This window comes from Bradyrhizobium sp. B025 (genome assembly GCF_042257955.1).
Taxonomy (GTDB): Bacteria; Pseudomonadota; Alphaproteobacteria; order Rhizobiales; family Xanthobacteraceae; genus Bradyrhizobium; species Bradyrhizobium diazoefficiens.
The window spans coordinates 3,127,690-3,152,877 of sequence record NZ_CP170150.1 but is presented as its reverse complement, the minus strand read 5'-3'; the positions used below and the strand labels follow the sequence as shown (position 1 = coordinate 3,152,877).

Annotated in this window: 29 protein-coding genes; 5 read left to right on the top strand and 24 right to left on the bottom strand. The window is 61.8% G+C overall.

The window, feature by feature from the left end; all coding sequences use genetic code 11:
- Window positions 1-27 precede the first annotated feature (27 nt).
- The 11 genes from ACE10W_RS14485 to ACE10W_RS14435 all read right to left on the bottom strand — a co-directional run bounded on the left by ACE10W_RS14485 (window position 28) and on the right by ACE10W_RS14435 (window position 8,386).
- Window positions 28-471, bottom strand: a complete 444-nt coding sequence (locus tag ACE10W_RS14485; protein WP_304552326.1) for a DsrE family protein — start codon at window positions 469-471, stop codon at window positions 28-30.
- A gap of 8 nt (window positions 472-479) precedes the next feature.
- Window positions 480-1,385, bottom strand: coding sequence for an alpha/beta hydrolase (locus ACE10W_RS14480; RefSeq protein ID WP_304552324.1), 906 nt, complete (start codon window positions 1,383-1,385; stop codon window positions 480-482).
- A 14-nt stretch (window positions 1,386-1,399) separates the two neighbouring features.
- Window positions 1,400-1,801 carry a DsrE family protein gene (locus ACE10W_RS14475; protein WP_231166726.1) on the bottom strand — a complete coding sequence of 134 codons (402 nt, stop codon included), beginning with the start codon at window positions 1,799-1,801 and terminating at the stop codon, window positions 1,400-1,402.
- 59 nt (window positions 1,802-1,860) lie between these two features.
- Window positions 1,861-2,553, bottom strand: a complete 693-nt coding sequence (locus ACE10W_RS14470; protein ID WP_304552322.1) for a c-type cytochrome — start codon at window positions 2,551-2,553, stop codon at window positions 1,861-1,863.
- A complete protein-coding gene (gene soxC, locus ACE10W_RS14465) occupies window positions 2,537-3,808 on the bottom strand; it encodes a sulfite dehydrogenase (RefSeq protein ID WP_011086300.1) in 1,272 nt (423 codons plus the stop codon). Before soxC ends, ACE10W_RS14470 begins: the two co-directional genes overlap by 17 nt.
- A gap of 6 nt (window positions 3,809-3,814) precedes the next feature.
- Window positions 3,815-5,506, bottom strand: coding sequence for a thiosulfohydrolase SoxB (soxB, locus tag ACE10W_RS14460; RefSeq protein ID WP_304552319.1), 1,692 nt, complete (start codon window positions 5,504-5,506; stop codon window positions 3,815-3,817).
- A gap of 27 nt (window positions 5,507-5,533) precedes the next feature.
- Entirely contained in the window at window positions 5,534-6,355 is an 822-nt protein-coding gene (soxA, locus tag ACE10W_RS14455) for a sulfur oxidation c-type cytochrome SoxA (RefSeq protein ID WP_011086298.1), read from the bottom strand.
- Between the two features lie 28 nt (window positions 6,356-6,383).
- Window positions 6,384-6,710: a thiosulfate oxidation carrier complex protein SoxZ gene (gene soxZ, locus ACE10W_RS14450; protein WP_011086297.1), complete on the bottom strand. Its 327-nt coding sequence runs from the start codon at window positions 6,708-6,710 to the stop codon at window positions 6,384-6,386.
- A gap of 17 nt (window positions 6,711-6,727) precedes the next feature.
- Window positions 6,728-7,180: a thiosulfate oxidation carrier protein SoxY gene (gene soxY / locus ACE10W_RS14445; protein WP_011086296.1), complete on the bottom strand. Its 453-nt coding sequence runs from the start codon at window positions 7,178-7,180 to the stop codon at window positions 6,728-6,730.
- Between the two features lie 18 nt (window positions 7,181-7,198).
- Entirely contained in the window at window positions 7,199-7,642 is a 444-nt protein-coding gene (soxX, locus tag ACE10W_RS14440; RefSeq protein ID WP_202633030.1) for a sulfur oxidation c-type cytochrome SoxX, read from the bottom strand.
- A gap of 129 nt (window positions 7,643-7,771) precedes the next feature.
- Window positions 7,772-8,386: a thioredoxin family protein gene (locus tag ACE10W_RS14435; protein WP_246740299.1), complete on the bottom strand. Its 615-nt coding sequence runs from the start codon at window positions 8,384-8,386 to the stop codon at window positions 7,772-7,774.
- Window positions 8,387-8,440: 54 nt separating this feature from the next.
- On the opposite strand from ACE10W_RS14435, the gene ACE10W_RS14430 reads away from it, so the two are divergent.
- Window positions 8,441-9,160, top strand: a complete 720-nt coding sequence (locus ACE10W_RS14430; RefSeq protein ID WP_162494079.1) for a hypothetical protein — start codon at window positions 8,441-8,443, stop codon at window positions 9,158-9,160.
- 1 nt (window position 9,161) lies between these two features.
- Here ACE10W_RS14430 and ACE10W_RS14425 read toward each other — a convergent pair whose 3' ends face one another.
- Window positions 9,162-9,893, bottom strand: a complete 732-nt coding sequence (locus tag ACE10W_RS14425) for a cytochrome c biogenesis CcdA family protein (protein WP_304552313.1) — start codon at window positions 9,891-9,893, stop codon at window positions 9,162-9,164.
- A gap of 75 nt (window positions 9,894-9,968) precedes the next feature.
- Between ACE10W_RS14425 and ACE10W_RS14420 the strand changes: the two genes are divergently transcribed.
- The 4 genes from ACE10W_RS14420 (at window position 9,969) to ACE10W_RS14405 (ending at window position 13,688) form a co-directional block, all read left to right on the top strand.
- The gene (locus tag ACE10W_RS14420) at window positions 9,969-10,340 is read left to right on the top strand and encodes a thioredoxin (RefSeq protein WP_304552312.1); all 372 of its coding nucleotides are present in this window, start codon (window positions 9,969-9,971) and stop codon (window positions 10,338-10,340) included.
- A 37-nt stretch (window positions 10,341-10,377) separates the two neighbouring features.
- On the top strand, window positions 10,378-10,728 hold the full coding sequence (locus tag ACE10W_RS14415) for a metalloregulator ArsR/SmtB family transcription factor (RefSeq protein ID WP_011086290.1): 351 nt from the start codon (window positions 10,378-10,380) through the stop codon (window positions 10,726-10,728).
- 72 nt (window positions 10,729-10,800) lie between these two features.
- Window positions 10,801-11,880, top strand: a complete 1,080-nt coding sequence (locus tag ACE10W_RS14410) for a YeeE/YedE family protein (protein WP_304552311.1) — start codon at window positions 10,801-10,803, stop codon at window positions 11,878-11,880.
- A 1,310-nt stretch (window positions 11,881-13,190) separates the two neighbouring features.
- Window positions 13,191-13,688, top strand: coding sequence for a hypothetical protein (locus ACE10W_RS14405; RefSeq protein ID WP_236842218.1), 498 nt, complete (start codon window positions 13,191-13,193; stop codon window positions 13,686-13,688).
- Between the two features lie 116 nt (window positions 13,689-13,804).
- Here ACE10W_RS14405 and ACE10W_RS14400 read toward each other — a convergent pair whose 3' ends face one another.
- From ACE10W_RS14400 to cpaB, 12 genes are all read right to left on the bottom strand, one after another.
- Window positions 13,805-14,341 (bottom strand): tetratricopeptide repeat protein, encoded by a 537-nt coding sequence (locus ACE10W_RS14400; protein ID WP_236842217.1) that lies wholly within the window; start codon window positions 14,339-14,341, stop codon window positions 13,805-13,807.
- 79 nt (window positions 14,342-14,420) lie between these two features.
- The gene (locus ACE10W_RS14395) at window positions 14,421-14,828 is read right to left on the bottom strand and encodes a hypothetical protein (RefSeq protein WP_011086285.1); all 408 of its coding nucleotides are present in this window, start codon (window positions 14,826-14,828) and stop codon (window positions 14,421-14,423) included.
- A 9-nt stretch (window positions 14,829-14,837) separates the two neighbouring features.
- The gene (locus ACE10W_RS14390) at window positions 14,838-16,493 is read right to left on the bottom strand and encodes a type II and III secretion system protein family protein (RefSeq protein WP_304552307.1); all 1,656 of its coding nucleotides are present in this window, start codon (window positions 16,491-16,493) and stop codon (window positions 14,838-14,840) included.
- 400 nt (window positions 16,494-16,893) lie between these two features.
- The gene (locus ACE10W_RS14385; RefSeq protein WP_370204070.1) at window positions 16,894-17,310 is read right to left on the bottom strand and encodes a TadE/TadG family type IV pilus assembly protein; all 417 of its coding nucleotides are present in this window, start codon (window positions 17,308-17,310) and stop codon (window positions 16,894-16,896) included.
- Window positions 17,307-18,635, bottom strand: coding sequence for a pilus assembly protein TadG-related protein (locus ACE10W_RS14380; RefSeq protein WP_304552303.1), 1,329 nt, complete (start codon window positions 18,633-18,635; stop codon window positions 17,307-17,309). Before ACE10W_RS14380 ends, ACE10W_RS14385 begins: the two co-directional genes overlap by 4 nt.
- An 8-nt stretch (window positions 18,636-18,643) precedes the next feature.
- Window positions 18,644-19,021 carry a hypothetical protein gene (locus ACE10W_RS14375; protein ID WP_304552302.1) on the bottom strand — a complete coding sequence of 126 codons (378 nt, stop codon included), beginning with the start codon at window positions 19,019-19,021 and terminating at the stop codon, window positions 18,644-18,646.
- Window positions 19,022-19,174: 153 nt separating this feature from the next.
- Window positions 19,175-19,822, bottom strand: coding sequence for an isoprenylcysteine carboxylmethyltransferase family protein (locus ACE10W_RS14370; protein ID WP_304552299.1), 648 nt, complete (start codon window positions 19,820-19,822; stop codon window positions 19,175-19,177).
- 2 nt (window positions 19,823-19,824) lie between these two features.
- A complete protein-coding gene (locus ACE10W_RS14365; RefSeq protein WP_011086280.1) occupies window positions 19,825-20,733 on the bottom strand; it encodes a type II secretion system F family protein in 909 nt (302 codons plus the stop codon).
- Window positions 20,730-21,662, bottom strand: coding sequence for a type II secretion system F family protein (locus ACE10W_RS14360; protein WP_038965953.1), 933 nt, complete (start codon window positions 21,660-21,662; stop codon window positions 20,730-20,732). Before ACE10W_RS14360 ends, ACE10W_RS14365 begins: the two co-directional genes overlap by 4 nt.
- Window positions 21,659-23,035 carry a CpaF family protein gene (locus ACE10W_RS14355; RefSeq protein WP_011086278.1) on the bottom strand — a complete coding sequence of 459 codons (1,377 nt, stop codon included), beginning with the start codon at window positions 23,033-23,035 and terminating at the stop codon, window positions 21,659-21,661. The genes ACE10W_RS14360 and ACE10W_RS14355 overlap by 4 nt, the downstream gene beginning before the upstream one ends.
- Entirely contained in the window at window positions 23,032-24,234 is a 1,203-nt protein-coding gene (locus tag ACE10W_RS14350) for an AAA family ATPase (protein WP_038965954.1), read from the bottom strand. Before ACE10W_RS14350 ends, ACE10W_RS14355 begins: the two co-directional genes overlap by 4 nt.
- Window positions 24,234-25,187: a Flp pilus assembly protein CpaB gene (gene cpaB, locus ACE10W_RS14345; RefSeq protein WP_038965955.1), complete on the bottom strand. Its 954-nt coding sequence runs from the start codon at window positions 25,185-25,187 to the stop codon at window positions 24,234-24,236. The genes ACE10W_RS14350 and cpaB overlap by 1 nt, the downstream gene beginning before the upstream one ends.
- Window position 25,188 lies beyond the last annotated feature (1 nt).

The following is a 25,188-nucleotide window of genomic DNA, read 5'->3' as shown; positions in this document are numbered from 1 at the left end:
GCCCGGCCGCATCGGCGCCACGCCTGCTCAGGGCCGCAGATAGGCATATCCCTGCTGTTGCAGCTCGGCGAGCCGCACCACGCCGCCCTTCTCGGCGACCACGAAGCCGGGCGTGAGGTCGTCGAGCTTGACCCCCTGCGCCTTCATGGTGTTGGCGCAGGCATCAAATCCGACGCCAGCGTCGGCGAGCTTCTTCATCATCGCAACGGTGTGATCTTCGGCGGCGAGGGCGTGGAAGGCGCGAAGCGCCGGCCCATGCACGACCAGCCTGATATCGGCCTTGCCGGGGCCACCAACGCCATCGACATGGTTCTGGAGGTTGCCCAGAACGAAGACGACGCGGTCGGCATCGGCGAGGTGATAGACGATGCGCTGTCGCACCGGTGTTTCCGTCGCCGCTGCCGCTTCGCGCACGGCAAGAGCACCAAATAGTCCGGCAAGGCTCGCGCCAAGCATGGATCGACGCTGCATGGTCCCTCCTAACGTGTCTGCTTGATGAATTCGGCGATACGATCGGCAGCATCTTCCGCGAACAGGTCGCGGAAGAAGTGATCGGCGTCCTCGATTCTATCGAGCTGCACTCTGCCGCCGCTCGAATCGGCAAGCGGTGCAAAGGACGCTACCACGTCGGGCACGACCGTATCCTTGGTCGCGGCGAGCACCAGCACAGGGAGCTTGAGCCGCGCCACGAGCGCCGCGGCGTCCTGGCCGGTGTCGGCGGCATAGAAGGAGGCAAAGGCGCGCGCCGTCACCACCGCGTTGCGGCAATAGATGAAGCCCGGCACGTCCATCCACTCGCCACCGCGGCCCGCCGCGACGGTCCTCGTCGCCTGCTTCAGGAACGGTTCGAGCGGCTTGCCGTAGGTCTGGGCATAGGAGGCGCGCAAGTCGGCCTCGGCTTTCGCCGTCACCGGCGCCAGCAGCACGGCACCCGCGACCGGCGGGGGTTCGCCCGCCGCCAGATGGCGCGCGACCTGGTTGCCGCCGCGCGAGTGACCGAGGGTGAAGACGAACCGCGACATGCCCCTCGCCTTGGTCACCCAGGCACCGATCTCAGCAACCGCATCGTCAACGACATAGTCGTGCCGCGCCGCGCAGTCATACATGCCCTTGCGGCGGTCGAGCCCCAGCGACAGGGTATGGGCGAGCGAAGCGATGCCGCGCTGCTCAAGCGCCTTCGCGACGCCCTGAATGACTTCCATGTCCTTGTGGGCGAGCGTGCCGTGGGTCATCACGACCAGCGGCGTATCCGGTCCCATCGAGGCAGGTGTGCGCAGTGTCGCGAGGGTCGTGCGGCCGCCGGCCGACAGTTCGAGCTCCTGCACGGCCGCGCCGGCGGGCGGCGCGAGAAGGAGCAAGACAGCCAATCCCATCAACCATCGCATCGGCGGCTCTCTCCTTACGGTCGGACAATCGTCCAGTTCTTTTCCGCAAGATCCATCAGTGCGGCAACACCAACCCGGGTGACGCTGATGCCCTCGATCAGCGGCGGTCGCCTGCCTTCCTTCACCGCAAGCGTCTCCAGGGTATTGCCGCAGGCGATGAAGCTCACATTGGGCATCGATTTCAGGAAATTCAACAGGCGCTCCTTCACCGGCGAGCGGTCGTCGAGCAGCATGTCGAGGCCGCCATTGAAGGCAACCACCACGATCTCGACGTCGTCGCCCTGCCCGGAATAATGCCGCGAGACGTTCGCCGCAACATCGAGGACGGCGCGCATCTTGGCCGGGTCGTCGTCGCTGATCTGCAGCGCGAGCCGGTGCGGTTCGGTCGCCCGGGACGGAGCGGCCGGACTTGTCATGATGAAGGCGGCAGCGAACAAACTGCGAAGCAACCCACGGCGGCTCGCCCGGCCGCGGATCATTCCACGCGCCGCGACTTTCCGTCCTTGGTATCCTCTGGGGTCACGTCGATGACGGCAGCGCGCGCGGTGATCTTCACCGGCTCGATGCAATCCCTCATGCAGGGGTCCTTCTGCCAGAACGATTTCTCGCTCGTCGCCCGATCGTCCATCACAAAGCCCTGCTCGTTCGGCATCTTGATCGTGGCAAGGTTCTTGTTGGTCAGCTCGAAATTCTGGTCGGTGACAACGTCGTTCAGGTACAGGACGTAGGCGACCAGCGCATAATACTCGTTGACCGAGAGCGACTCCGCATTGCCGTAAGGCATGGCGTGACGGACGTAGTCGAACACGGTCGAAGCGTAGGGCCAGTACGAGCCCACCGTCTTGACCGGATTGTCTGATGTCAGCGAACCCTTGCCGCCCGCCAGCACTGGCCAGCGGCCGTTACCCTCGCCGAACTCGCCGTGGCAGGTCGAGCAGTTGTCCATGAAGAGCTTCTCGCCCTGGGCGACCGTGCCCTTGCCCTCCGGCAGGCCCTGACCATCGGGCCGCACGTCGATATCCCAGCCGCGGATTTCCGCCGCGGTCGGCGCGCGGCCGATGTGATAGCGCGGACCGGCTTTGGCATCGGTCTTCTGCTGCGCGAGCGCGGGCGCGCACATTGCGCAAATGAGCAGTGCCGCGGCAGCAAACTTAAGCGACTTCGACATTCTCGACCTCACCATTGGCCTGCACATGCCAGGTCTGGATGCCATTGTTGTGATAGATGGAGTTGACGCCACGGATCTTGCGCAACTCGGCCTTGCTCGGTTGCACGTAGCCGGTCTCGTCCTGCACGCGCGATTGCAGCAGCAGCGGCTCGCCGTTCCAGTCGAACTCGTAGTAGAAGCGCGTCAGTGCCTTGTCGAGCACGGGGCCGTCGAGCCGTGCCGGCCACCAGTTGCGGCCGCCATCGAGCGACACGTCGACGCGCCTGACCTTGCCGTTTCCGCTCCAGGCCAGCCCGGAGACGATGGTGAAGCCCTTGCCGTGCCTGATCGGCGCCTGCGGACTAGGGCTCGTGATCACCGACTTGGCGTCCATCGACCAGGTGAACCGACGTGCCTTTCCGTTGGGCATCAAGTCGGTATATTTCGACGTCTCCTCGCGGGTGTGCCAGGGCTGATCGCCGACCTTGATGCGGCGCAGCCACTTGACCCAGAGATTGCCCTGCCAACCCGGCACCACGAGCCGCATCGGATAGCCCTGTTCGGGATAGAGCGCCTCGCCGTTCATCTTGTAGGCGATGATGCAGTCGTCGAGCGCCTTCTCGATCGGCAAGCTGCGATCCATCGCGGCCGCATCGGCGCCCTCGACCAGCAGCCACTTACCGTTGGTCTTGACCCCTGCTTCTTCGAGCAGCGTACGCAGCGACACGCCGGTGTACTGCACGCAATGGATCATGCCGTGGGTGAACTGACAGCCATTGAGCTGCGCGCCGCGCCACTCCATGCCGGAATTTGCTGCGCATTCCATGAAGTGAATGCGGTTGACGCGCGGATAGCGCTTCAACTCCTCCAGCGTGAGGATCAGCGGACGCTCGACGAGCCCATGGATCATCAGGCGATGATCGGCCGGATCAACCTCGGCGATGCCGCCATGATGCCGCTCGAAGCAGAGGCCGTTCGGCGTGATGATGCCTTCGAGCTCGTGCAGCGGGGTGAAGCTCACCGAGGACTCGCGCGAGGCGGTCAGCCATTCGACGTCGCGCCGGACGACATCCTTCTCGAACTTCGAAGGCTTGCCGTAGGGGCGCACGGCGACGCCCTCGCCGAGCGACTTGGTCCATTCCGGGACGTTGGGAGGCTGGTTCGCCGGATTGCCGCCGCCGGCCAAGGCGGGCTTCGCGAGCACCGACGCCGCAACGCCGGCGCCAGCGGCCAGGAAACTGCGTCGGGATTGCTGGGGACTGTCCATCTTCGACATCGCTTCTCACGCTCCCGTCACTTTGACAGCTCTGTTGGGTTCGAGGCGAACCGTCTTCTGTCGGGTCAGATAATTGGCCACGACCTCCCAGATCGGCGGCCCTTCGGTCCCTTCGTTGACGCTGGCCCAACCTGCGACCTGATATTCCCTCGCGGGATCGATCGGCGCACCGGTCTTGAGCAGCTGCATATCGGAGATGCGGCTGCCTTGCGGCTTCGCGATATCGATCGCATAGGACAGACCGCCGATGCGCACCATGTCGCCACCCTGCTGATAGTAGGGATCGACGTTGAAGAGATTGTCCGCGACGTCCTCGATGATCTCCTTCAACCGCGAACCCGTCGTGCCCATGCGATAGACCGCCGGATAGGTGATCGCGGTCGCGTTGGTGACGTCCTCGAAGGTGATGTCCTGTCCCGGCAGCACGCTTGTGCCCCAGCGGAAGCCCGGCGAGAGCGCGATCTCGGCGTCGCGCTCCTGCAACAGGGCCTGGCAGATCAGGTCGTCGAAGGTGCCGTTGAAATTGCCTCGCCTGTAAAGCAGCGAATCCGTCTTGCCGAGCACCTTCGATAGCTCGGGCGCGAAGAGCTTTCGTACCTCGGCGATCTTCGCGGCCATCTCGGCATCCGCCGCGATCACATCGGAGAACAGCGGAATGAGCTTGAAGCTGTAGGCCTTGACCTCGCCGTCGCGGACGTCGAGGTCGAGCCGCGACACGAACTTGCCGGACGAGCCCGACGCGATCAGCAGGGTCTTGCCGACCTTGACCGCTTCGGGCAGCGCGTCATGGGTGTGGCCGGTCAGGATGACGTCGATGCCCTTGACGCGGGAGGCCAGCTTGCGGTCGACGTCGAAGCCGTTGTGCGAGAGCAGCACGACGAGCTGCGCCCCGTCCTTGCGCGCTTTGTCGACCTGGGCCTGCACGTCCTCCTCGCGGACTCCGAACGACCAGTTCGGGATCATCCAGCGCGGATTGGCGACCGGGGTGTAAGGGAACGCCTGGCCCAGCACCGCGATCTTGACGCCACCGCGCTCGATCATAGTCGAAGGCTCGAACGCCGCCTCGTTCCACTCGGTATCGCGGATGTTGAGGCCGAGGAAGGGGAAGCCGAGTCCCTCGATCGCCTGCTTGACCCGCTCGGTGCCGTAGGTGAATTCCCAATGTCCGGTCATGGCGTCGGGCTTGAGCAGGGCCATGCAGTCGATCATGTCCTGGCCCCGCGTCTTCAGCGAAGACCACGAGCCCTGCCAGGTATCGCCGCCGTCGAGCAGCGCGACCTTGTCGCCGCGCTCGGCGCGGATCGCCTTGATCACGGTGGCGGCCCGATCGAGCCCGCCGATCTTGCCGTAGGTCTTGGCCAGCGCCTCGAAATCCTCCGACGTCAGTGCGTACGCGGCCGAAGAACCGGGTGCGATGCCGAAGCGGGCGAGAAACTCCTTGGCCGTCACGTGCGGCGGCAGCCCCTTCGCCTCGCCGACGCCGAGATTGGTCGAAGGCTCGCGGAAGTAAAGCGGCATGAGCTGGCCGTGAATGTCGGTCACATGCACCAGCGTGACGTTACCGAGCGGCTCGAAGGCCAGCAATTCCTTCTGGGTCAGGCGCTGCTGGGCGAACGCCCGGGTCAGGCTCGAACCGGTACTGGTCGCCAGTGTCGCCGTTGCTGCAGCAACCTGGATGAACTCGCGACGAGAGATCATGCGCAATGCTCCTGCAGGCTCATCGTTTCAATTGCGCACCGAGGGCGTCTCGACCGGCAGCCCGATGCCGCGCCAGGCGACATAGAGCTCAAGCGCGAGAAACTCGTCGGAGAGCGGCTTGAACGGCTCGGCGCGTACATCGAACATGCAGCCTTCGAAGCGCTCATGCAGCGGCACCAGGCGCTGGTCGCGCAACCGATAGGTCGGAAAGCCGTTGGTCTGGCCCTGGCTGAGAAAATCGGCGCGCATGAATTTTCCGTTGTTGCGCTCGTGGCACGACTCGCAGGCCAAATCGAGCTGGCCGTAGCGCGTGTAATAGATCTGCTTGCCGCGCTCGAACCAGGGCGACATCGGACCGTCGGTCTTCACCGCCACCGGCATACCGTGCGATTGGTATCGCACGAAGGTGGTCATGTCGGTCAGTTCCTGGGACTTGAATTTCCAGGGCTCCGCCTTCATGTGCTCGGTGCGGCAGATGTTGATGCGCTGCTCGAGATTGACCGGCCTCTTCCGCTTGTCGTCCCATTTCGGTATGGCGGCTCCGACGCCCTTCATGCTCGTTTCGGCCTCGCCGTGACAGCTCATGCATGACTTCCCTTCGCTGCCCTCCGCCCTCTTCCAGACGTCGGCGGCACGCTCCACCGCCAGAAAGCCGGGGTTCTCCAGGTCGTCGTCCTGCAGCGCCCGCGTTTCCTTGCTGCGGAACTGGTAGCCGGAGACAATCGTCTTGAAGACGTGTCCAGGCGGCGCGGAGATGCCTTTGCGTTCGGTCTCCTGCGCGAAAGCACGCGTCGCAAGCGATGCGACCGCGACGATCGCAACGGCGAGTCCAACGTATCGCGAAAGCATCCGCTGTCTCCCTCGAAGCTCTCCGGCATTACGCCTTGAGCGCGATCTTCTCTTCGGCCGTGATCACCGAGCCGTCGTCATCGGTCCAGGAGAACTTGAAGGTCCCGGCTTCCTCCACCTTCGCATCGAACTGGATGTAGGGGTTGGCCGAGATCGCTGGCTCGAGCGCGCAGGCGAAGACCGGCTTGCCGTTGAATTCGCAGGCAAACCTGTTGATGATCCTGCGCGGGATGGGCTTGCCTTGCGCGTCCTTGCGCTGGCCCGATTCCATGACGTGCGAGACCAAGGTCTTGATCTGGATGACCTCGCCCTTGGCCGCCTCCTTGGGAAGCTTGATGCGTGGTTTGTCTGCCATTGTTCTCTCCTTGCGCCCTAGCCGCCGCAGCCGCCGATCGTTACCTTCACGGTCTTCTGCTCCGTGAACAGCGCGCCGTCGCTCATCTTCGCGATCGCAACCACGTTCTGCGTGGCCGCGAGCCGGATCCGGATCGAGGCCTCCGCCTTGCCCGAGACCGGTGTGAACATCAGCGTCGCGACGCCGGCGTTCGGATTGCCGTCGGCGAGAATCATGACTTCCTTGACGTAGGATTCCGTGGTCATCGGGCTCTCGACCGTGAGCGACAGCGGCACGGTATTGCCATTCTCCGCGATCTCCGGCAGGTCGAGCGCGATCTTGCCCTTGACCGGCTGCTTGCCGCCGGTGAACTTCTCGATCCACTTCGCGGCGTCATTGCTCACTTCGGCATCGGCCGCCATCGGCATCAGGGTCAGCATGACGAAGCCACCCCCGAGCGCGAATGCCTGCCGTCGATTGATGGCTTTCATTCCAGATCCTCCTCGCCGTCAGTTGAGCGTCTTGAGATAAGCGACCACGTCCTCGACCTGCGCGGCCGACAGAATCGACTTGCCGACGAACTCCGGGCGCACACGGCTCAAGCCGTCGCTTTTGAAGAACGCCGGCATGACCGTGTCGGTGAAGATGCGCTTGGGATCGGCGACGATGAGGCGCAACTGCGCCTCGCTGTAGCGGCCGGCGACGCCGTCGAGCGACGGGCCGAACTCGCCGTGGAATTCCTCGGACTTCAGGCTGGTGACCTGGTGGCAGGCGAGGCAATTGCCCAGCGTGCGCGTCAGGAACACCTTCTTGCCGGCATCGGGATTGCCGGGTGCGCCGGTCAGCGATTTGGGCAGAGCGTCATTGACGACGTCGAGCTTGATCGACTCCTGCGCGCAGGCGCTTCCGGCCGAAAGACATAGCGCAAACGCAGCCGCGAGCGAGCGCCGCATGTTCCCTACCCTTGATGGCGAGGTGACGCCCGCCTCGTTTGCGATGGACTCACAATCCATCAAATTCAGATATTATGATATGTTCATATAAGAAGCGACGTCAAGACAAATTCGCAGGGCCGGTGTCAGCTAGCCGTTTGTGGTAAGAAAATCCCGGAACGAGCCGCGCTCGTAAGCCCGCTCCCCCACGAAGCGAAACATCGCCAGGAAATGCTGCGGCTTGAGATAGCCGGGTGCCCGCGCCACCTCCCGCGCCATCGGCTCCTTTGCCTCAATGCCGTTGGACGATGGAGGAAAGAACTGGAATGTCGGGGTGAACCTGATCCCGTATTTCTGGGCCAGATCCTTCTCGGACAATTCCTGGCGATCGAAATCCGTAACCTTGCGGGAGCCAATCAGATTGAGCTGCAACACCTCGAAATTGTCGCGAATGTAGGTCGTGATCGCCGCATCGGCAAAGTTTACCAGATGCGTCTCACGGCAATAGGGGCAGCCGCGCAGCTCCCACATGATCGCAAGGCGCTTGCCGCCAGCGGCAGCGCCTTCGAGGTCCTCGCGCAGATCGAGGAAGCTCTGCAGAAACCAGGGCTCGTGATAGAGCCCATCTTCTCCAAGGGCCGGCTCAGCGGCCGCCTCGCCGCGGCGGGCGACAAGAGCCGCGCCCGATGCTAATGCGAGAAAGCCGCGTCGCGTCAGCCAGCCGGGCGACGTCAGGGATTTGTGCTTTGGAAGGATCTTGCGCATCGGTCACTTTCATTATGATATTCATATCTACGAATGTGACAAGGATTTCCGATCTTGCGCTGCATCATCGCCCTGTTGGCATGGCTGACGTCGAGCGCGCTCGTTCTCGGCGCGGAGGCCGGCAAACCCACGGATTTCGTATCGGTGATGGGGCCGATCATGGATAATCTGCGCAGCGCGGCGAGCTATGCGCGCACCGGAAGCATCGCGCTGGCACAGATGGAGACCGACGCGGCGGCGACCACGTGGAAACGGCTTGAGCCAAACGCGTCCGGTCCCCTGCCCGCTTATGCTCCGGCCGCACTGGCGGAATTTCTTGGTGACGGCGGTGAACGGCTCGCGGCCGCGACGCGCGCGCTGGACGGCGGCGACAATGTCGCCGCCGGTCGCGAACTGCTTGCGCTGCGCAGGTCCTTTCATGAACTCAGGCGTCGTTCGGGCCTCTACGATCTCGGCGACTGCGTATTCGAGATCGCGCCGGCCATGGAAAAGCTACGGGTGGCGGCCACGCGGTATGGCCAGCAGCCGGCGCAGGCATACGCCGAGGAAACCGTTGCCGCCGCAAGCGCATTCCGCGATCGTCTGCAGCGCTGCAACGAATGGGCAAGCACCGAGATCGCCGGACAAGGCGAGTTCCGCCGCCTCATAGACGGCGCGATCGCGAGCAGTGGAGAGATCGCCCATGCAGCGATGGCCGGCGAAGGGCCGCTCGTGCATCGTTACCTGATCGAACTGCAGTCCTATGCCCAACTGCTCGATTTCCGCTACGGCTAGCTCAGCCGATGGTGGTCAGCCCCGGAAAACGCTCCAGCAGCCACTCTGAAACCGCCGGCATTAGACCGGTCAAGAACATCAGGCCGGTCGCGACTAGAAAGACGCCCATCGTCTTCTCGACCAGGCCAAGATGCCGGCGCGCGCGGCCAAGCGCGACAATGAACCTACCGGTGAACGCGGCCGCGATCAGGAACGGAATGCCGGTCCCGATTGAATAGGCGAAAAGCAGCAGGGCTCCTCGTCCGGTCGTGTCCTCCGAGCCTGCCATCAGCAGGACAGCGGCGAGAATGGGGCCTGCGCAGGGCGTCCAGCCGAACGCGAATGCCAGGCCCATGACGAAGGCCCCCGCCACCCCGGCCGGCCGGTTGTCGACCTGCACCGTCGCACTGCGATAGAGCAGCGGAATCCTCAGCACACCTAGAAAATGCAGGCCCATGACGATGATCAGGCCGCCGGCGACGATGCCGAGCGTTGAGAGATGCGCGGAGATGAGGCGTCCCGCGAGCGAGGCGGTCGAGCCGAGCGCGACGAAAACCAGCGAGAAGCCCGCCACGAAAGCGAGTGCGGAGACCAGGATGCGCGGCCGCAGGTCGGGCTTGCCACCGGAGAGATCGGTGACCGAGACGCCGGCCATGTAGCAAAGGAAGGGCGGGACCAGGGGCAGGATACAGGGCGACAGAAACGACAACAGCCCCGCGACGAAGGCCGCCCCCAGCGTGACGTCCAAGGTCATTGCGTCTCATCCCTAGAACATATGCGAATTTAATGATATAAAGCGCCAAGGAAGTCCAGAGGTCCGTTACGCAGGATGAACAGAATCATCGCCTGGCTCGCAGTCATTGTCGCGCTCGCGCTGTCCGCAACGGGATCGCGCACGGCCGAGCTCGTCATGTTCGAACGGGCCGGCTGCGTATGGTGCGCACGCTTCAATGCCGAGATCGCGCCGATCTATGGCAAGACCGAGGAAAGCCAGACCGCGCCGCTGCGCCGGGTCGACCTGAATAGGCCCCTGCCCGCCGACCTCGCCGGAATCGATCCCGGCGCCTTCACGCCGACCTTCGTCGTGGTAAAAGAGGGCCGTGAGATCGGGCGCATTCGCGGTTATCCGGGGGATGCCTTCTTCTTCGGCCTCCTGGACCGGATCCTGTCCAGCACAGGATCCGAACCGGGCAGGTCGTGACCGCTCTCAAGGATTTTACTCAGGGGAATTTGAGACGATGCCGCTGCCAAAGCTGAAGGAGATCGAGGGCTCCGCCGAGCTCGAGCAGATGATGGAGAAGGCACGCGAGGCGAGCGACATGCTCAAGGCGCTATCGCACGAGTCCCGCTTGCTGCTGCTCTGCATCCTCGCCGAGGGCGAGAAATCGGTGACCGAGCTCGAGCAGTTCCTCGGCGAACGGCAGTCAACCGTCTCCCAGCAGCTCGCGCGGCTCAGACTCGATCGGCTGGTCACCACCCGCCGCGACGGCAAGGCGATCTACTACAGCCTCGCCAACGAGGACGTCCGCAAGATTCTCACCGCCGTCTACGACGTGTTCTGCGAGCCGGTGCGGCGGCGCCGCCGGTAATTTTCCGTTCTGGATTTTCGCGCCTTCCCGGCGCAGACTGTCTAACAAGCAGAACGAACATCCCCGGGAGGAATGCTGGGCCCTTCGACCATAGCGTTTGCATGCGGGCTTGCCGCCGGTGCCGTGCTCGGCGTTTCCGGCCGTGCGGGCCGCTTCTGCACGCTCGCAATGCTCGAGGATGCGTTCTTCGGATCGGATTTTCGCCGGCTCAGATCCTTTGCTCTGGCCGCGGCGGTCGCCCTGCTTACGACCCAAGCGCTGGCCGAGTTCGGCGTCATAGACCTGTCGCGATCGATCTATCTCACAGCATCGATCGGCCTGGGCGGCGCGATCATCGGCGGGTTGATGTTCGGCGTCGGCATGGCGCTGGTCGGCACCTGCGGTTTCGGCACGCTGGTGCGCGTCGGCGGTGGCGATCTGCGTGCCATCGTGGTCTTTCTCGTGCTCGGCTTGTCCGCGCTCGCGACTATGCGCGGCATCACCGGCATGCTCCGCGTGAAGCTGATCGAGCCATTGTCGGTGCGCCTCGCCGAAGGCAACAACCAGACTCTGACTTCACTGCTCGGGGCCGGCAGCACGACGCATGCAATCCTCGTCGTGTCGATTGCCGCCGCGCTCGCTTTCTGGGCACTCGCGGATGGCCGGCTGATCCGGTCGCCGCGACTATTGGTTTCCGGTCTTGCCGTCGGCGCCGCGATTGCGTTCGGATGGTTCGCGACGGGGTGGCTCGCGGATGACGAATTCGATCCCGCGCGCGTCTCCTCGCTCACCTTCGTTGCCCCGCTTGGCGACACTATCCTTTACATTGCCACCTTTTCCGGCGCGCGGTTGAACTTTGGCATCGGCTCGGTCGCCGGCGTCGTCGCCGGCTCGTTTGCGGCCGCCATGCTCGGGCGCGGCTTTCGCTGGGAGGCTTGCGACGACGCCCGTGAATTGAAGCGTCACATGAGCGGCGCGCTTCTGATGGGGATAGGCGGGATCATGTCAATGGGATGCACCATTGGCCAGGGATTGACCGCATTCTCAACACTCGCTCTCTCGGCGCCGATCACAATGCTGGCGATTGCCGTCGGAGCGCGGCTCGGGCTTGAGTTCACGATGACGGGCGAGTGGCTGCCAGCAGTGCGCAAGCTGTTCGGCGTCTCGACGTAGTGGAGCCGGAAACAATTCCCGGATTGATGCCGACGACGTTCAACCCGCACAGACTTCCCAAACTACCGACACGCTCCCACTGATTGGTACTGCGTCCAGAAGTACATTGACCAGGCCGACATGCTGGCTTGTCCGACGTTCATGGCGATCGGCGTCATCATGTGGAGACGAAATTCGGCTTCGGAGCGAGGGGCCCTCGCCGCGGCAGATCGGCAGCGCACCAGCTTCCCTCTCGGATATCAGCGTGCGTCGGGCCGCGCTCTACCCCACGATTACCAGCGCGAGCAGGCCGGAGCCAAGCAAGGCGGCGCCCGCGAGCGTAACCGCCAAGAAAGCAAGAGATGTGAATTCCTCACGCATGGATGTGTGGCCAAGGATTCACCATGCTCCGACCATCACAAGAGTGGCGATGCTCAAAGCTGAGCAGCACAGAATGATGACTGGCGCGACTAAATCTTGGTGAGATCGCATTGCTGGCTCTCCCAGTTAGAAGGCTTGGAGATAGTAGCTCGGCAATGTGTTTCCCTGACTTCGAGGTTGCTGGAAAGTGGTTTCAATCCGATGTCATTTGTTTCGTCTTCGCGGGCGAATGAAGTCTCCTCACGGGTTCGCGAACGCGAAACGGAACCAGAGACCGATTCTCCCAATCTCGGATCAAACCTCAGGATGACGCCTCGTCCGGGTTGATTTTTGACAGACACAGTTGTTCCAAGGCCTCGATCTGGCGTGCGCGTCTTTAGGGTGAACCGTCGCGCGCGGCCCCGCGCCCAGGGCTGGCGCGACTGAGACCATCTGCGGATATCCCGGTTCGATGCTGATGCCCTTTTCCTCAATTGACACAGGGCTCGCTTATCGGCACGGTTTACGTCCATATCGATGCTGGAATGATTTGCAGATCCGGCGGCGTCGGCCCGCAAACGCGCAGCGTGCAACACGACCGCCTCATTTGATGCTCCGGGCGGAACAACCGCTGAAGTTGGTAGATGGCACCACCGAGAACGGATACGGGCCGGCTTAATCACCAGATGGAGGATGATCCGTCCCGCCCTCATCCGCACGCCGCCTCTCATCCTCCGGCTGACGATCACGTCGCCGAGGACCGAGGGCCGCAGCCACGCACCGATCACGGCAACAGTGCGCCCATAATTCACCCGCCCCACGAGGCCCCCGCCTTGTCGTCTGCGCACTTCGGCTCCGGGCAGGAGGAGTCCGGACGTGTGACAGCGATCGCGAATTGGATGCAGCGAGGACGCCGCATCTGGCGCGGGCACCTCCAGCGCGATCAACTCCCCGAGGCAACCGGAGGGTCGATGGGAAACATCGAGCGCTGGTTGCTCGCGTTGCTGAGCGTTCTCGTCATCGTGAGTTGCGTTTGCGCGACCATTGTCTTGATGCAGGCCACGGCGCTCAAAGCGGAGATCGCCACGCTGCAACGCGAAATCATCGCGCTCAAGCTCCGCGTAGCCAGGCTCGATCAGATCGCAAGCGCCAATGAGGCCCGCGACAAGCCAAGCACCGAAGCACCCAAGCCGCCGGCCGAGACTCGCCCCGACCAGGCAGTTCTCGTCCTGTCGCGCGAAGAGATTCAGCTGATCCGCGACTATATCAAGCCCGCCCCGGTTGCGGGCTCCGCGACAGAGTCGATCAGGGTCGGCGATCCCGTCACGGGAGAAACAATCCCGTTCCCTTCTCCGATCACGGAGAAGGTCCGCAAACTGCTCGGCGCGAGATTTACCATCCGCAACGGCGTGATCGTCATCAGCCGCATCGGCAGCCGTCACGCTGATGTTGTGATCGGGCCCAACTAATCAGGGGCTACCCATGCCACGCGCAACTGGCTCATACCCGCGACGAGGCATGCCTCCCAAAGCACGTTAGCGTGCATATCCGACCGGCATCAGCCCTTTACCGGTAGTTATTCCACCTAAGGCTGATTATTCGGCGGCCTTTCGATGAACCGACGGCTACCATTGAGAAGCTCAAGGTTATTGGCGATGACCGGGTTACCTGGATCGAGCGAATAAGCCTTCTCGAACTTCCGTCGCGCCGCACTCAGATTGCCGCGCAGCATGTACGAATAACCCTGATCATTCAGGATTTGAACGGTCTCGCCCCCCAGCCGAATCGCCTGGGCATAGGCCTGATCAGCCAGGTCAAAACGACGCAGGCGGTCATAGCTTGCCGCGAGCCCAATCCAGGCCGTCAGGTCCTTCGGTGATTTCTCGACGGCGTCCTTGAAATAGCGCTGGGATAGTCCGTAGCTGCCGCGGTTGAAATGCTCCAGCCCCAGCCGAACGGGCTCGTCTGATGGGTAATATTTGACGTCGGTCGGCTCCTGCACGGGGTCCCCGCCCGGCGGATCCACGGGGGCCACAATTGCGGCCTCCCTCAGCGTGTAGTCACACCCCGCAAGGCCTGTCCCCAAGCAGCAATAGATCAGCATTAAGATGATGCGCCGCATAACTGTTGTCCCCGCCCGGCTCATCGGACTCATTGAAATAGCATCGTTGAATTTCCCAAAGCTAAGGCCCTTGGCTCCTCTACCTGTTCGGTGCTCCGCCAGTTCCGCCGACCGGTACCGACACGCCGGTTGACGAACCTGCCCCCAATCCCTCGATGTTGACGTTCTGCGTCGGCGTCGTCCGCACGCCCATTTGCCTCGTCGGATCGCTTATGTCGGGAAGCTGATCCACCGGCTGTTGCGTTTTGCCATAGCGTGTGACCGCGGCGCCCACGCGCCGAGCGTCATATGCGATCCTGCGATCACCGACGTTACGCGGCCATGGATGGATCGTATGTGTGACGGCGTTGACCTCTTTGGCATCGCCGGCGCTCATGGTGATGGTATTGGAACGCTGGAAGTAGCGGTCCATCTCGTCGTTACCGGCGAGGCCGTAACATCCCCCGAGCAGCAAAGGCGCGAACAGAACCAGATACCTTTTGGTCATCTCTCGCTCCTAGTTGAGGGTCTTTACGACCGGCTGGTTGGCGGCGGCCGGGGGCGGAACGGGCGTCCTGAGCTCAGGAGCGATGATGTGGCCGTAAGGACCCTTCACGTCGCCACCGGAATTGACGTAGTCATCGTAGCGCTTGCGGACTTCCATCTGGCCATTGAGGAAGAAATCGACGTCATTGGCCGGAAGGCGGGAGTCGAGCGGAGACGCCAGCTGCTGACCGGGTGCCGCCGGCGCAACCAGGCGCGGCGTGACGATGATGACGAGGTCCGTTTCCTCCTGCTGGTACGACTTGCTGCTGAACAAGGTTCCAATCACTGGCACCGAGCCGATCCAGGGCAATTGCGAAACGTCCTGGCGATTGCGGGTCTGCAACAGGCCGGCGATTGCAAAGCTCTGGCCATCGCGCAACTCAACCGTGGTTCGCGCGTCGCGGCGGGTCAGCGCAGGAACGGTCGTCCCCTGGATCGTCACCGCATTGGCGAAATCAAGTTCACTCACCGACGGCTCAACCCGAAGGTTGATCACGCCGCGGGAGAGCACGGTAGGGACGAAGGCGAGCTCAACACCGAACTTTTTGTATTCAATCGTGATGGTGGGAAAACCGTTCGTCGTCTGGGTCGGTATCGGCACTGGAAACTCACCGCCGGCGAGGAAGCGGGCGGCGTCGCCGGACAGCGTAGTCAAGTTCGGCTCCGCCAGCCGGCGTGCCAGTCCCTTAGTTTCCAATGCAGAGATCAGCATGTCCACCGAACCGCCGTTGCTGGTTCGAATAAGACTGGTCAACAAGGTTCCGAAGGGGGCCGGCGCGATGCCTCCTGCAGTACCGGCGAGCGTCCCCAGAGTTCCGAGTACCGGAAGGCTGCCTGTCGGGGCACTACCAACAGGCCCCCCGCCCGCACCGAGGGGACCGTTGGCGGTGTTGATACCACCGATCGGTGTTCGACCGGCGGCGGTCACACGACCTAGCCCAGAATTACCAATGTTAGTGCCGTTGGCGTTCGCCGCAGAAAGGTTCACCCCGAGGTTTCGACCGGCCTCCCGGCTGACCTCAAGGAAGCGCACCTCCAGCATCACCTGCTGCGGTGCCGCGACGCTCATCGCGTTGACGACAGTTCCACCTTTCGCAACGGTGCTGGTAGCAATTGCCATGGCCCGCTCGGCCGCAACCGCATCGACGGCGGTTCCGCTCAGCACCACCTGGCCCTCGGAGGCCGAGACGCGAACACCCTGCATGCCGGTGCCGGTCCGGATGTTCTGCTGCAGATTGCCGGTGTCGATCACGACCTCGACGTCGAGGATCCCGATCTGCTTCATCGAGCTGTCGAACAAAATGACGTTGGTAGTGCCAGTCTGCTTGCCCTGGACATAGATCAGGTGATCGCTCAGCGACTTCACGTCGACGATGTCAGGCGAGCCCGCGACAATCGTCGCAAAAGCCGTATCGACCTTGAAGGTGCGTGACTTGTTGACGACCACCTTGACCCGCTGGACGTCGTTCATTTCGCTGACGAAGACGCCGCCGCCAGAGGAGCCGCGCCGATCTGCGGCCGTGGCGCTGTCAACGGAATTGAACAGGGCAAGCGTGGCGCCGAGAGCCATCACGCCGAAGGCGGGAAGCCCCCCTACCGTCTTACCTGAAACGCGACCGCCACCCATTCGAGTCCCCCCGCCGCGATCCGCGGCAATCCCCCGCGAATCTACGTGCTCGATGCCCCTAACAGTTCCCTCCGCGCACCACGTCGCAGAGTTTACATTCCATCCGATTACAAATCGTTATTACGTATTTCCAAGATCACACCCCTCATTCAGCCTCCTTGCAAGAAGAGAGGCTTACCGCACTGCGGCAACAGCTGAGAAAACTCTCCGATGTTGCCAGCCTGCACCACTTTTCCCCGTTTGCTTGGAACCCTCCTGCTGCACAGGCGCGCAGGCGTCCCGCCGCCGCTCCGCTTTGGCGAGTTCCTTGGCAATTTTCGGAGGATCCGTTCGGACAACCGCGACTCACGCTTCTTCTTGCCGAAATCCAGACGCGTTCTGGAATGGTTGCCTGGTTCCACTAAAAGGGGATTGTGGTGGACGCGCTCGGCGCGTTCAACGCCGCGCCCCAGATCGGCATCAGCATGTTGAAACTCGGCTGCGATGCCGTAACAGTAAGGGCGGAGGCACCCGTCGTCGTATTCAGCGTCGGCGAGAGACCGCCGCGATACAGGAACGGCGCCGCGTTCTGCTTGCCGGTTGTGGACAGGGGATCGCCGGTGCAGGACGGCGACTGAGGCGGGCTTTGAAGCAAGGCAGGCGTGTAGCAGTTGATCATGACCGCCCGGGCGCCGGCGCTCGCGAGCGTCCGCAAAGACTGCATCGTGATTGCATAGCGTCCAAGATCGAAGATGGCGAAGATCAATGTGAAGAACGACACGAAGACGAGGATAAATTCGAAGGCCGCGAAGCCGCGATTGTCGAGCTTCCTCATCATTGCACCAACGCGACAACTTGAGTGTGAACGATGGTGGCCGGATCACACCCCTGCGTGCTCAGGTAGCCGCCACCGCTCATGTCGAGCGTTTTCGCGATCACTTGTGAACAGGTCGTATTGGTACTGGCAGTCGTTCCGGCCCAGCTAACGTCGACGTGGGGGAAGTACACGGTCCCGCCCAGGCTAACCAGACCATTACCGTTTATGGTGACCTTATTGCTGGTCTTGTTCGGAGCCTGATCATCAATCAGGACGCCATTCAGATCCGACGAGAAACTGTTGGTCGCAGGTGCGGAGAGGTCAACTGTGCCCCCGGTGATGGAAAGCTTCGTGTCTCCGAGCAGTACGAGGGTTACGCCTGTCCCTTTCAGTTGTCCGCCGGTCATCTTTATAGTTGCGTTGTAGAAGAAATATGTTCCCGGGTCCAAAACGTACTTATCCCCGTTCGACACCGTGAAGTTACCGTAAGCTCCACTCCCCGCGCTATTCGGCGCGCAATGCTTCCACCCATCCGCCTGAACAGGACATACCGGGTTTGTATTGCCAGTCCTGCTGTTGAACGATTTGGTGTCCAGTTTGCTGAGCGGATTGTTTGCGTACGGCATGAAATAATTGTGCGGCACGCTGACATTGCTACAGGAGCCTGAGGGGGTGCAGCCACTTGCACCATAAACGGCCCATCCCGAACCGGTGAAGGACGGAGTGCTGGCAAGTTGAACACTGGTGTCCGACATTATCGCGCAGCCAGTTCCGTTGTTGCTAAGGTTACCAGCAAGCTTGAGCGCGCCTGAGTCAGGTCCAAGCGCCAAGGCGCACACCTTGGTCGGCTGCTGGACCAGCGCAATGGCTTGGGAGGGGATGTTGACGGTCGTCAAACCCAGCACTGCCGCCAGGTAGGCGGGCTGTTGCTGGCTGACCCTGGCGCGAACGGCGTTGCCGACGCCCGCGGCCGGCGTTGTGAACGTACCGGCATTGTAATCGCCGATATCGATCTGCACTGCCCGCGAGATTCTGCTCGGAAGGCTCGTCGCACAATTGGTGCCCGGATAGGCGGTGTCGCCAGCGTTGCAGAACGCGTTCTGTGCCGCGAATTGCTTGCCGCGATAATCCACTGATTGTGCATCGCAGGCCGCATTGGCAATATTGCATGAAAGCCGCAAGGCGCCCGAGTAGGCGGCCGCGTCGGCGGCGTTCTGCGTGTGCTGCTTGGTGACGTACCACGATCCCGCCTCGGCCCCGAGTGCGACCACGCCGATGAGCGGCACAAGGGCGATGACTGTTACGAATGCGACCGAGCCTCGTCTGGAACGGAGCAGATTGCGCATGGAAGCACCTACTGGAAGCGTTCTGAGTAAGCCAGCGTGTACGTACAAGTGGTGGGACACAGCACCGACCTCCAGACCCCAATCGGAGCCAAAGTGATGGTCGTCGAAAAAGCAATGTACTTCGGGGAAGCAAGATTGCTGGGCGAGCAGGTAGCGCCCCCGTCTCCGCACTTAACTTGGAGATTGCTGATCGCATGACCAGCAACCGTCGTCTGGAGTCCTGAGCTCCAGGTCACTGTGCCGTCGGGACCGAGCGGATTGGAGTACTGGACGTACTGCCCGAAGGAGCGCAACGCCGACCACGCGGAGATAAACTGGAAGCCCGCGGCAGCGACGTCGGCGAGCGGCACAAGCAGGAACGACACCAAAAAAATGTAGACGATCATGGTCTCCAACGCGACGGCGCCGTGTTGATCCGCGACGAAAGATCCCTTGGCACGCGCGCGCCCGGCTCGACCGATACTTACCACTTCCGATCGCCGAGTCCGCGCAGCAGCGACTTGAACCTTGTCCATGACAATTCGGCCACGCATAGTCGTTCACCAAACATAAGGGACCACTCTCCAGCGCGATGCCTCGTAGCTTGAATACTCAGGGCAGTTGCGCCGAAGCAGATCTTCTTCGTAAAGAATTCGGCATACCTGGACTCCGATATGCAGGACGAGCAAGACCGCGGTCAGCGGTGTCGGGTTTCTCAGCACCACTCCCAACACCGCGATTTCTTCCGCAAGGTAGAGCGGGTGCTTGATCCACCGGTACGGACCCGTTTGCACCACATTGCGCGCCTGTGGCACCAGACTGAATGACCTGCCAAGGTGTCGGATGGTGACCAGCATCATGATCATGCCGATCAACACGCAAGCGGTGGATGCCAGGTTTGGTAACGCTTGGTCGGTCTTGCCGAAGAAGGCGATCGTCCATGGCATATAGGTGCCGACGAACGCCGCTATTCTTGGGAGGACGCCATCCGCTTGCGCCTTCGCTGGCGACCGCGTCATCGTCAATAGCGCCAGAAGAACGTAGAAGGCACCAAGGCAAACACTCGACAGGAGCGACGGCCACGGTTTATCGGCCGATGATCCAATATTGAAGGCGACACCAAGCGCCAGCAGCATGAACCACATACCGCCGAACAGTTGCATCGTCCGGTCGTAAGAGGAGGTTTTCGACAGGGCAACCGTGCTCATCGCTATTTACCGAAGCTGGCGAACGAACGCACCAGGTGCAGAATGGGACTTCCTCCCAAAACGACGAACATGGCTGGAAGCAGGAACAGCACCATCGGAATGGTCAGCTTGGCGCCTAACTTGTGTGCTCTTTCTTCAAGCTTGGTAATGCGTTCTCGCCGGAGGTCGACAGCGATATTCCGCAGAGCCTGGCCCACCGGCGTTCCGTATTGCAGGCTTTGAGCGACCATGGTGCCGAATCGGCGAAGCCCATCCGATGTAGTTCCTAGTTTATCGAATGCGTCGCTGCGATTTGGCAGTATCCGGAGATCATCAAGAAGGCAGTGTAGGACCCGGGCCATAGGGGGATTGGTCTCGCTCATTTCTTGCGCGACGCGAGCGAGCCCGCTCTCCAGGCCCATTCCCGCTTCGCTGCACACGACCAGCAAATCGATCATATCCGGTGTGCCCACCCGAATGGCAGCATCAAACCGCCGCTTCAGCACCGCCAGTATCAATCGTGGCCCCAAGATTCCGACCATCACGCCCATGAGTGTGAAGACCAGTACATCCGTCATTGACTTCGCGAAAAGCTGAGCGACACACCCGGCGATGATTGGGCATAGGAACATGGCGACGGCTTTGACACCGATCCAGGTCGGCAACGCTCGACGATGATTAAAACCTGATGATTGAAGGATCGTTCGTAGTTGATCCAGATTCTCCTCAGCGTAGAAACGGCGATACCGCGTGCCGAGCCATGAAAACCAACCGGTCACGTCTTGGAAGGGTGTTGCCCCGCCAGCACCGCCCATCACTGCGTTTGCCACCCGTGCATCCACAGTACGAATGTGTATCTCGCGGATAATCAACAGGCTGGTCGCACTCCCCGCTGCCACTGCGAGGGCCACCAGACCGAGACCAAAAGTCATAGTTGTGTTTCCCTTCTGACCATCCAGCTTATCACCAAGGCTCCGACAAGCACCGAGGCTACCGCGTAAGCGAGCAGCTTGTTTCCAACCGGATCGGTGAACAAGAGATCAACTGTTTGTGGATTGGACGCGTAGAGTACCCCGCCTCCAATCAAGGGCGAGATTGTCAGCGCTCGCGAGGAAAAGATCACCTCTCCCGCCAGCGCCTTGGCGCGAGCAGCTAGCGCAACACGCTGCCTCACAGTGTCGCCCAGGTTCTGCAAGGTTTCGGCCAAGCTGCCACCTGACTTCAACTGGACTGCAAGTGTCACCGCAAACATCGCATACTCGGCCACTTGCGTTCGGCGATAGACACCTTCGACAGCTTCCGCTGGAGGTCTCCCCAGATTCACCTCGTTGCATACGATGGCAAACTGCCCAGCTGTTGGTTGCGGCATTTCGCGCGCGAGGGCGCGGAATGCTTCGTGCACAGGCAAACCCGATCGAACCGTACTCGTCACCAGCTGGATCGCATCAGGCAGCTGTCGAAAAAGCTGAAGGGCGACGCGACGTTGCTGCCATCCAAACAGCCCTCGCATCACGCTGATGGCTGCGATTGCAGCGGCAATTCCCCCGTAGAGAATGGAATATCCAAGCTGGCTAATCGCATAGAGGGTTGCTGCCCCTGCGAACGCACCGGCAACCAACACATAGGCCGGATGCCAAATGTTCGGTATCTCGGGACTGTAATTGACCAGCCGATGAAGGAACAGAGTCTGGGATCCGGTCTCCGTGCGGCGAATGGACAGCAGGTTGGCTGGATGTGAGGCTGGCAGCGCAACCGCCAGCCGGCGATCGATGCGCCTTTCCCGAGCGTCGAGCCACAACGCAGTGGCTGCTGCGCACATCGCGAGCGCCAGAACAGTGACGATCACGGACTCCGGCATCATATTTGCCTCATCGCCTCGGCCCAAGCTCCATCCAGCCCGTAATAGACAAGACGGCTTTTGAATTTCGGGGTTGCAAGGTTGCACCTGTAGGTGCCCGATAACCGCCCATGCACATCCTCATCCTGGTACTCGAAGGCTGCGATGTCATTGGTGGTGATCACGTCCCCCTCCAGCCCGATTACCTCGCTGATCTGAATGATACGGCGCTGTCCGTCCCGCATGCGTTCGACCTGCACAATGAGATCCAGCGCCGCGACGATCTGAGTTCGAATGGCGCGCGACGGTAGATTAACCTGCCCCATCTGCACCATGTTCTCGATGCGGGTCAGGGCATCACGGGTGCTGTTGGCATGCACCGTGGAGATGGAACCATCATGGCCGGTGTTCATCGCCTGCAGCATGTCAAATGCTTCCGCGCCGCGCACCTCGCCCACGACGATCCGGTCAGGACGCATGCGCAGCGCATTCCACAAGAGATCGCGCTGTGTCACCTGCCCTGTGCCTTCGAGACTGGGAGGCCGGGTCTCCAGGCTGACCACGTGCGGCTGCTGAAGCTGCAATTCTGCCGCATCCTCGATCGTGACAATGCGTTCGCTGTGATCGATGTACTGACTCATCGCATTCAAGAGCGTCGTCTTACCGGATCCGGTGCCGCCGGAGACCAGAACGTTGAGCCGAGACCGGGCGGCGACCTCCAGCAATTGTCCGATGGCCGCGGTCATTGAGCCGTTTTCGATCAATCCGGCCATATCCAAACGAAGGCTTGGAAATTTTCGGATGGAGATGCACGGACTATGAATCGCCAGCGGCGGGAGGATGATGTTGACGCGGCTTCCATCCAGCAGGCGACAATCCACCATCGGGCTGGATTCGTCGACGCGCCGACCAACCTGCGCGGCAATCTTCTGAGCGACGGAGGCGATGTGATCATTGTCGCGGAATCGCACCGCAATTCGTTCCAGCCTGCCGCTTCGCTCCACGTAGACGTTGCTCGGACCGTTCACCATGATATCGTTGATTGATTGATCGAGCAGAAGCGGACGCAGCGGCCCATAGCCGGTCATGTCGTCCGCAATCTCGTCCGCTAGCTGAATCTGCTCGCGACCCGACAGTTCAAGTCGTTCCTCGTTGGCGATTCCATGAATGATTTCCTCGATCTGCCGCCGAAGGACATCCCGCGAAACCGTTGCGGCAACCGACGGATCAATCTGCTCGATGACTCGCTCGCGAAGCGAGGCTGGCATCAAGGGCCGGTGAGTCGAAGGCGCTTGCCTGGGCGCAGATGCAGGCAAGCTCGGCGTCGACGCAGGCAATGGCGTCACTGCAGGCAAAGGAGCTGGCGTATCGTCGTCGCGCCTACCGAAGGTCTTCATAGTCCCAGAAGCCTCCTCAACCGTCCCTTCCGCTCGGCGCCGAGCCCCGTGATCTCCCTTACAATCGGGGCGAGGTGACGCCGCAGTGCTGATACGTGCTTGAGCGCGGGAATTCCGAGATTGACCGCCTGAGTCATCCCCTTCCCGAGATCGGGTACCACCATGTCTGGTTCTGCCCCCAAGGCCTTGACAATCGCGGCTCTGGGGAGGCCGCCGGGGCGATCGGCACGGTTAAGCAAAGTGAAGACCCGATCCTTGCCGGCGATGTTGGTGACAGCGGCGCGCAGTGCATGCGCGTTGCGAAGTCCGGTCACCTCGGCTTCCAGTAGCACCAGCACGTGACGAGAAAGAGTGATCACCGGATGGATGGATGGCGGAAATGGGACCGGTACATCGACGACGATGTAATTGAACCGTTGGCGGAGCAGACCGAGCACGTGCCTCACGCCCGCTTCGGTGATGTCGAGCTGCGCATCCAGCTCCTCATCAGCGGAAATCAGGCAAACCCGCTCGTTGACCTCAATTGCCGCGCGCTCGAGGAACAACGTGTCCGCCCGCATCGGGTTCTCCAAGGCGATACGGAGCCCTGGCCCAGGCCGTACACCCAACATCACGGCTGTTTCGCCGGCTTGTAGGTGAAGGTCGAGCAGCGCGACCTTGGCCTTGGTGGTCTCGGCAAGCTGCAGGGCGAGGTTGATGGCGATACTCGTCGCTCCGGCGCCGCCCTGCGCCCCGCAGATCGAGATCACATGCCCGCCACGATCAGGTTGACTATGGGCCACATCGCCAAGCAGCTTTGGGCGCAGCTGGTCCAGTACCATATCCCGCGTAATCGGCTTCGGCAGATACTCGGTCAGGCCGAGTTCCATGAGCTCGCGATAGAATGTGATCTCCCTGCTCTCACCGATCAGAACCACCCGGACGTCGGGTGGACAGACGCCGGCCAGCCTTTCCAGCTCGGCAAATGGGTCATCGATGCCGCTGATGTCCGTCACCAACGCGGATATATCCGTGTCGGTTTCGAGCATCCGTATGGCGTTACGGATCGTGCCACGCCTGATCGATATGTTGCTGCCTTCGAGGCCCTTGCGCAGAGCCGCAGCACTAAGCTCGTCATTTACAAAACAGACGATCCGGTTGCGAGCTAGAACAGATGTAGCTTCTTCAGGCGAACTGACGACTGCAATGTTAACGCTCATCAACGTTTCTCCAGCAACTTGCCTGCCTGCACCACCATCGTCGCACCCCGGTGGGAAACTTCCGACCCATCGCAGTTGACCATAGCGTCCCCGTCGCCTGAGTCCTTCCTGACTGAGTATTGCTTGACCTGACCGCCAGTATGAATGACTACCGCAGCAGTCCGGCCGGCAACTGCATTCTGGCGAGCAATTTCCGGCGACACATCGCAGCTGGACATGGCGCCAGTGTCCGCCGTATCCCACTGCTCGACTGCTGCCCGTACGGCCAGCGAGATCGTTCCGATCTGCTTTGCGACTGTGATCTTCTTGACCTGGTCTGGCGCAAGCTCCAACGACACTGTTTGCGCTTGCTTGCCGGCCAAAGAGCTAACGGTTCGCCCGCCTTGCACAATCTCCTGGTCAATCGCAATGACTCGAACGTTGCCCAGAACGACTTCGCTCAGGGCCCGACGCGCGGGGTCTGCCTTCTCGAACACCTGGGTCAACAAGACATCGACATGATCACCGGGCCTGATCAGCCCCGAGACGCCCGACTCCTCGTCAACCTTGATGCTGATTGCCCGGCTGTCCGGGGCCAAGACGCTGGCCAGGAAACCGCGATCTCGCGGCCGCAGCACGTCCTGCAGGGTAATTGGACTGCCGGCCTCGACGAATTTGCGAACCAGAGAGCCGGTAAGTCCGGCCTTCGCGTCGGGCGTTTCGAGAATCGCCCCGGCTGGAAGACGTTCAGGCAGCGCCGACCGCACAGCGAAATCTTCATCGCGGGCCAATGTACCTCTCGATAGCGGACGTGCCGCAACAAAGTACCCGACAGTCGAAGGAGGCGCCGGCCCCTGCTCCGTGACCGCTACCGGAACCTGTTTCGGCAGGTTCATGTTGTAGGCAATAAGCCCGAACGCGGCGGTTGCCAGCAACAGAACTATGATGATCGAGAGACGCAACGCGGATGACATG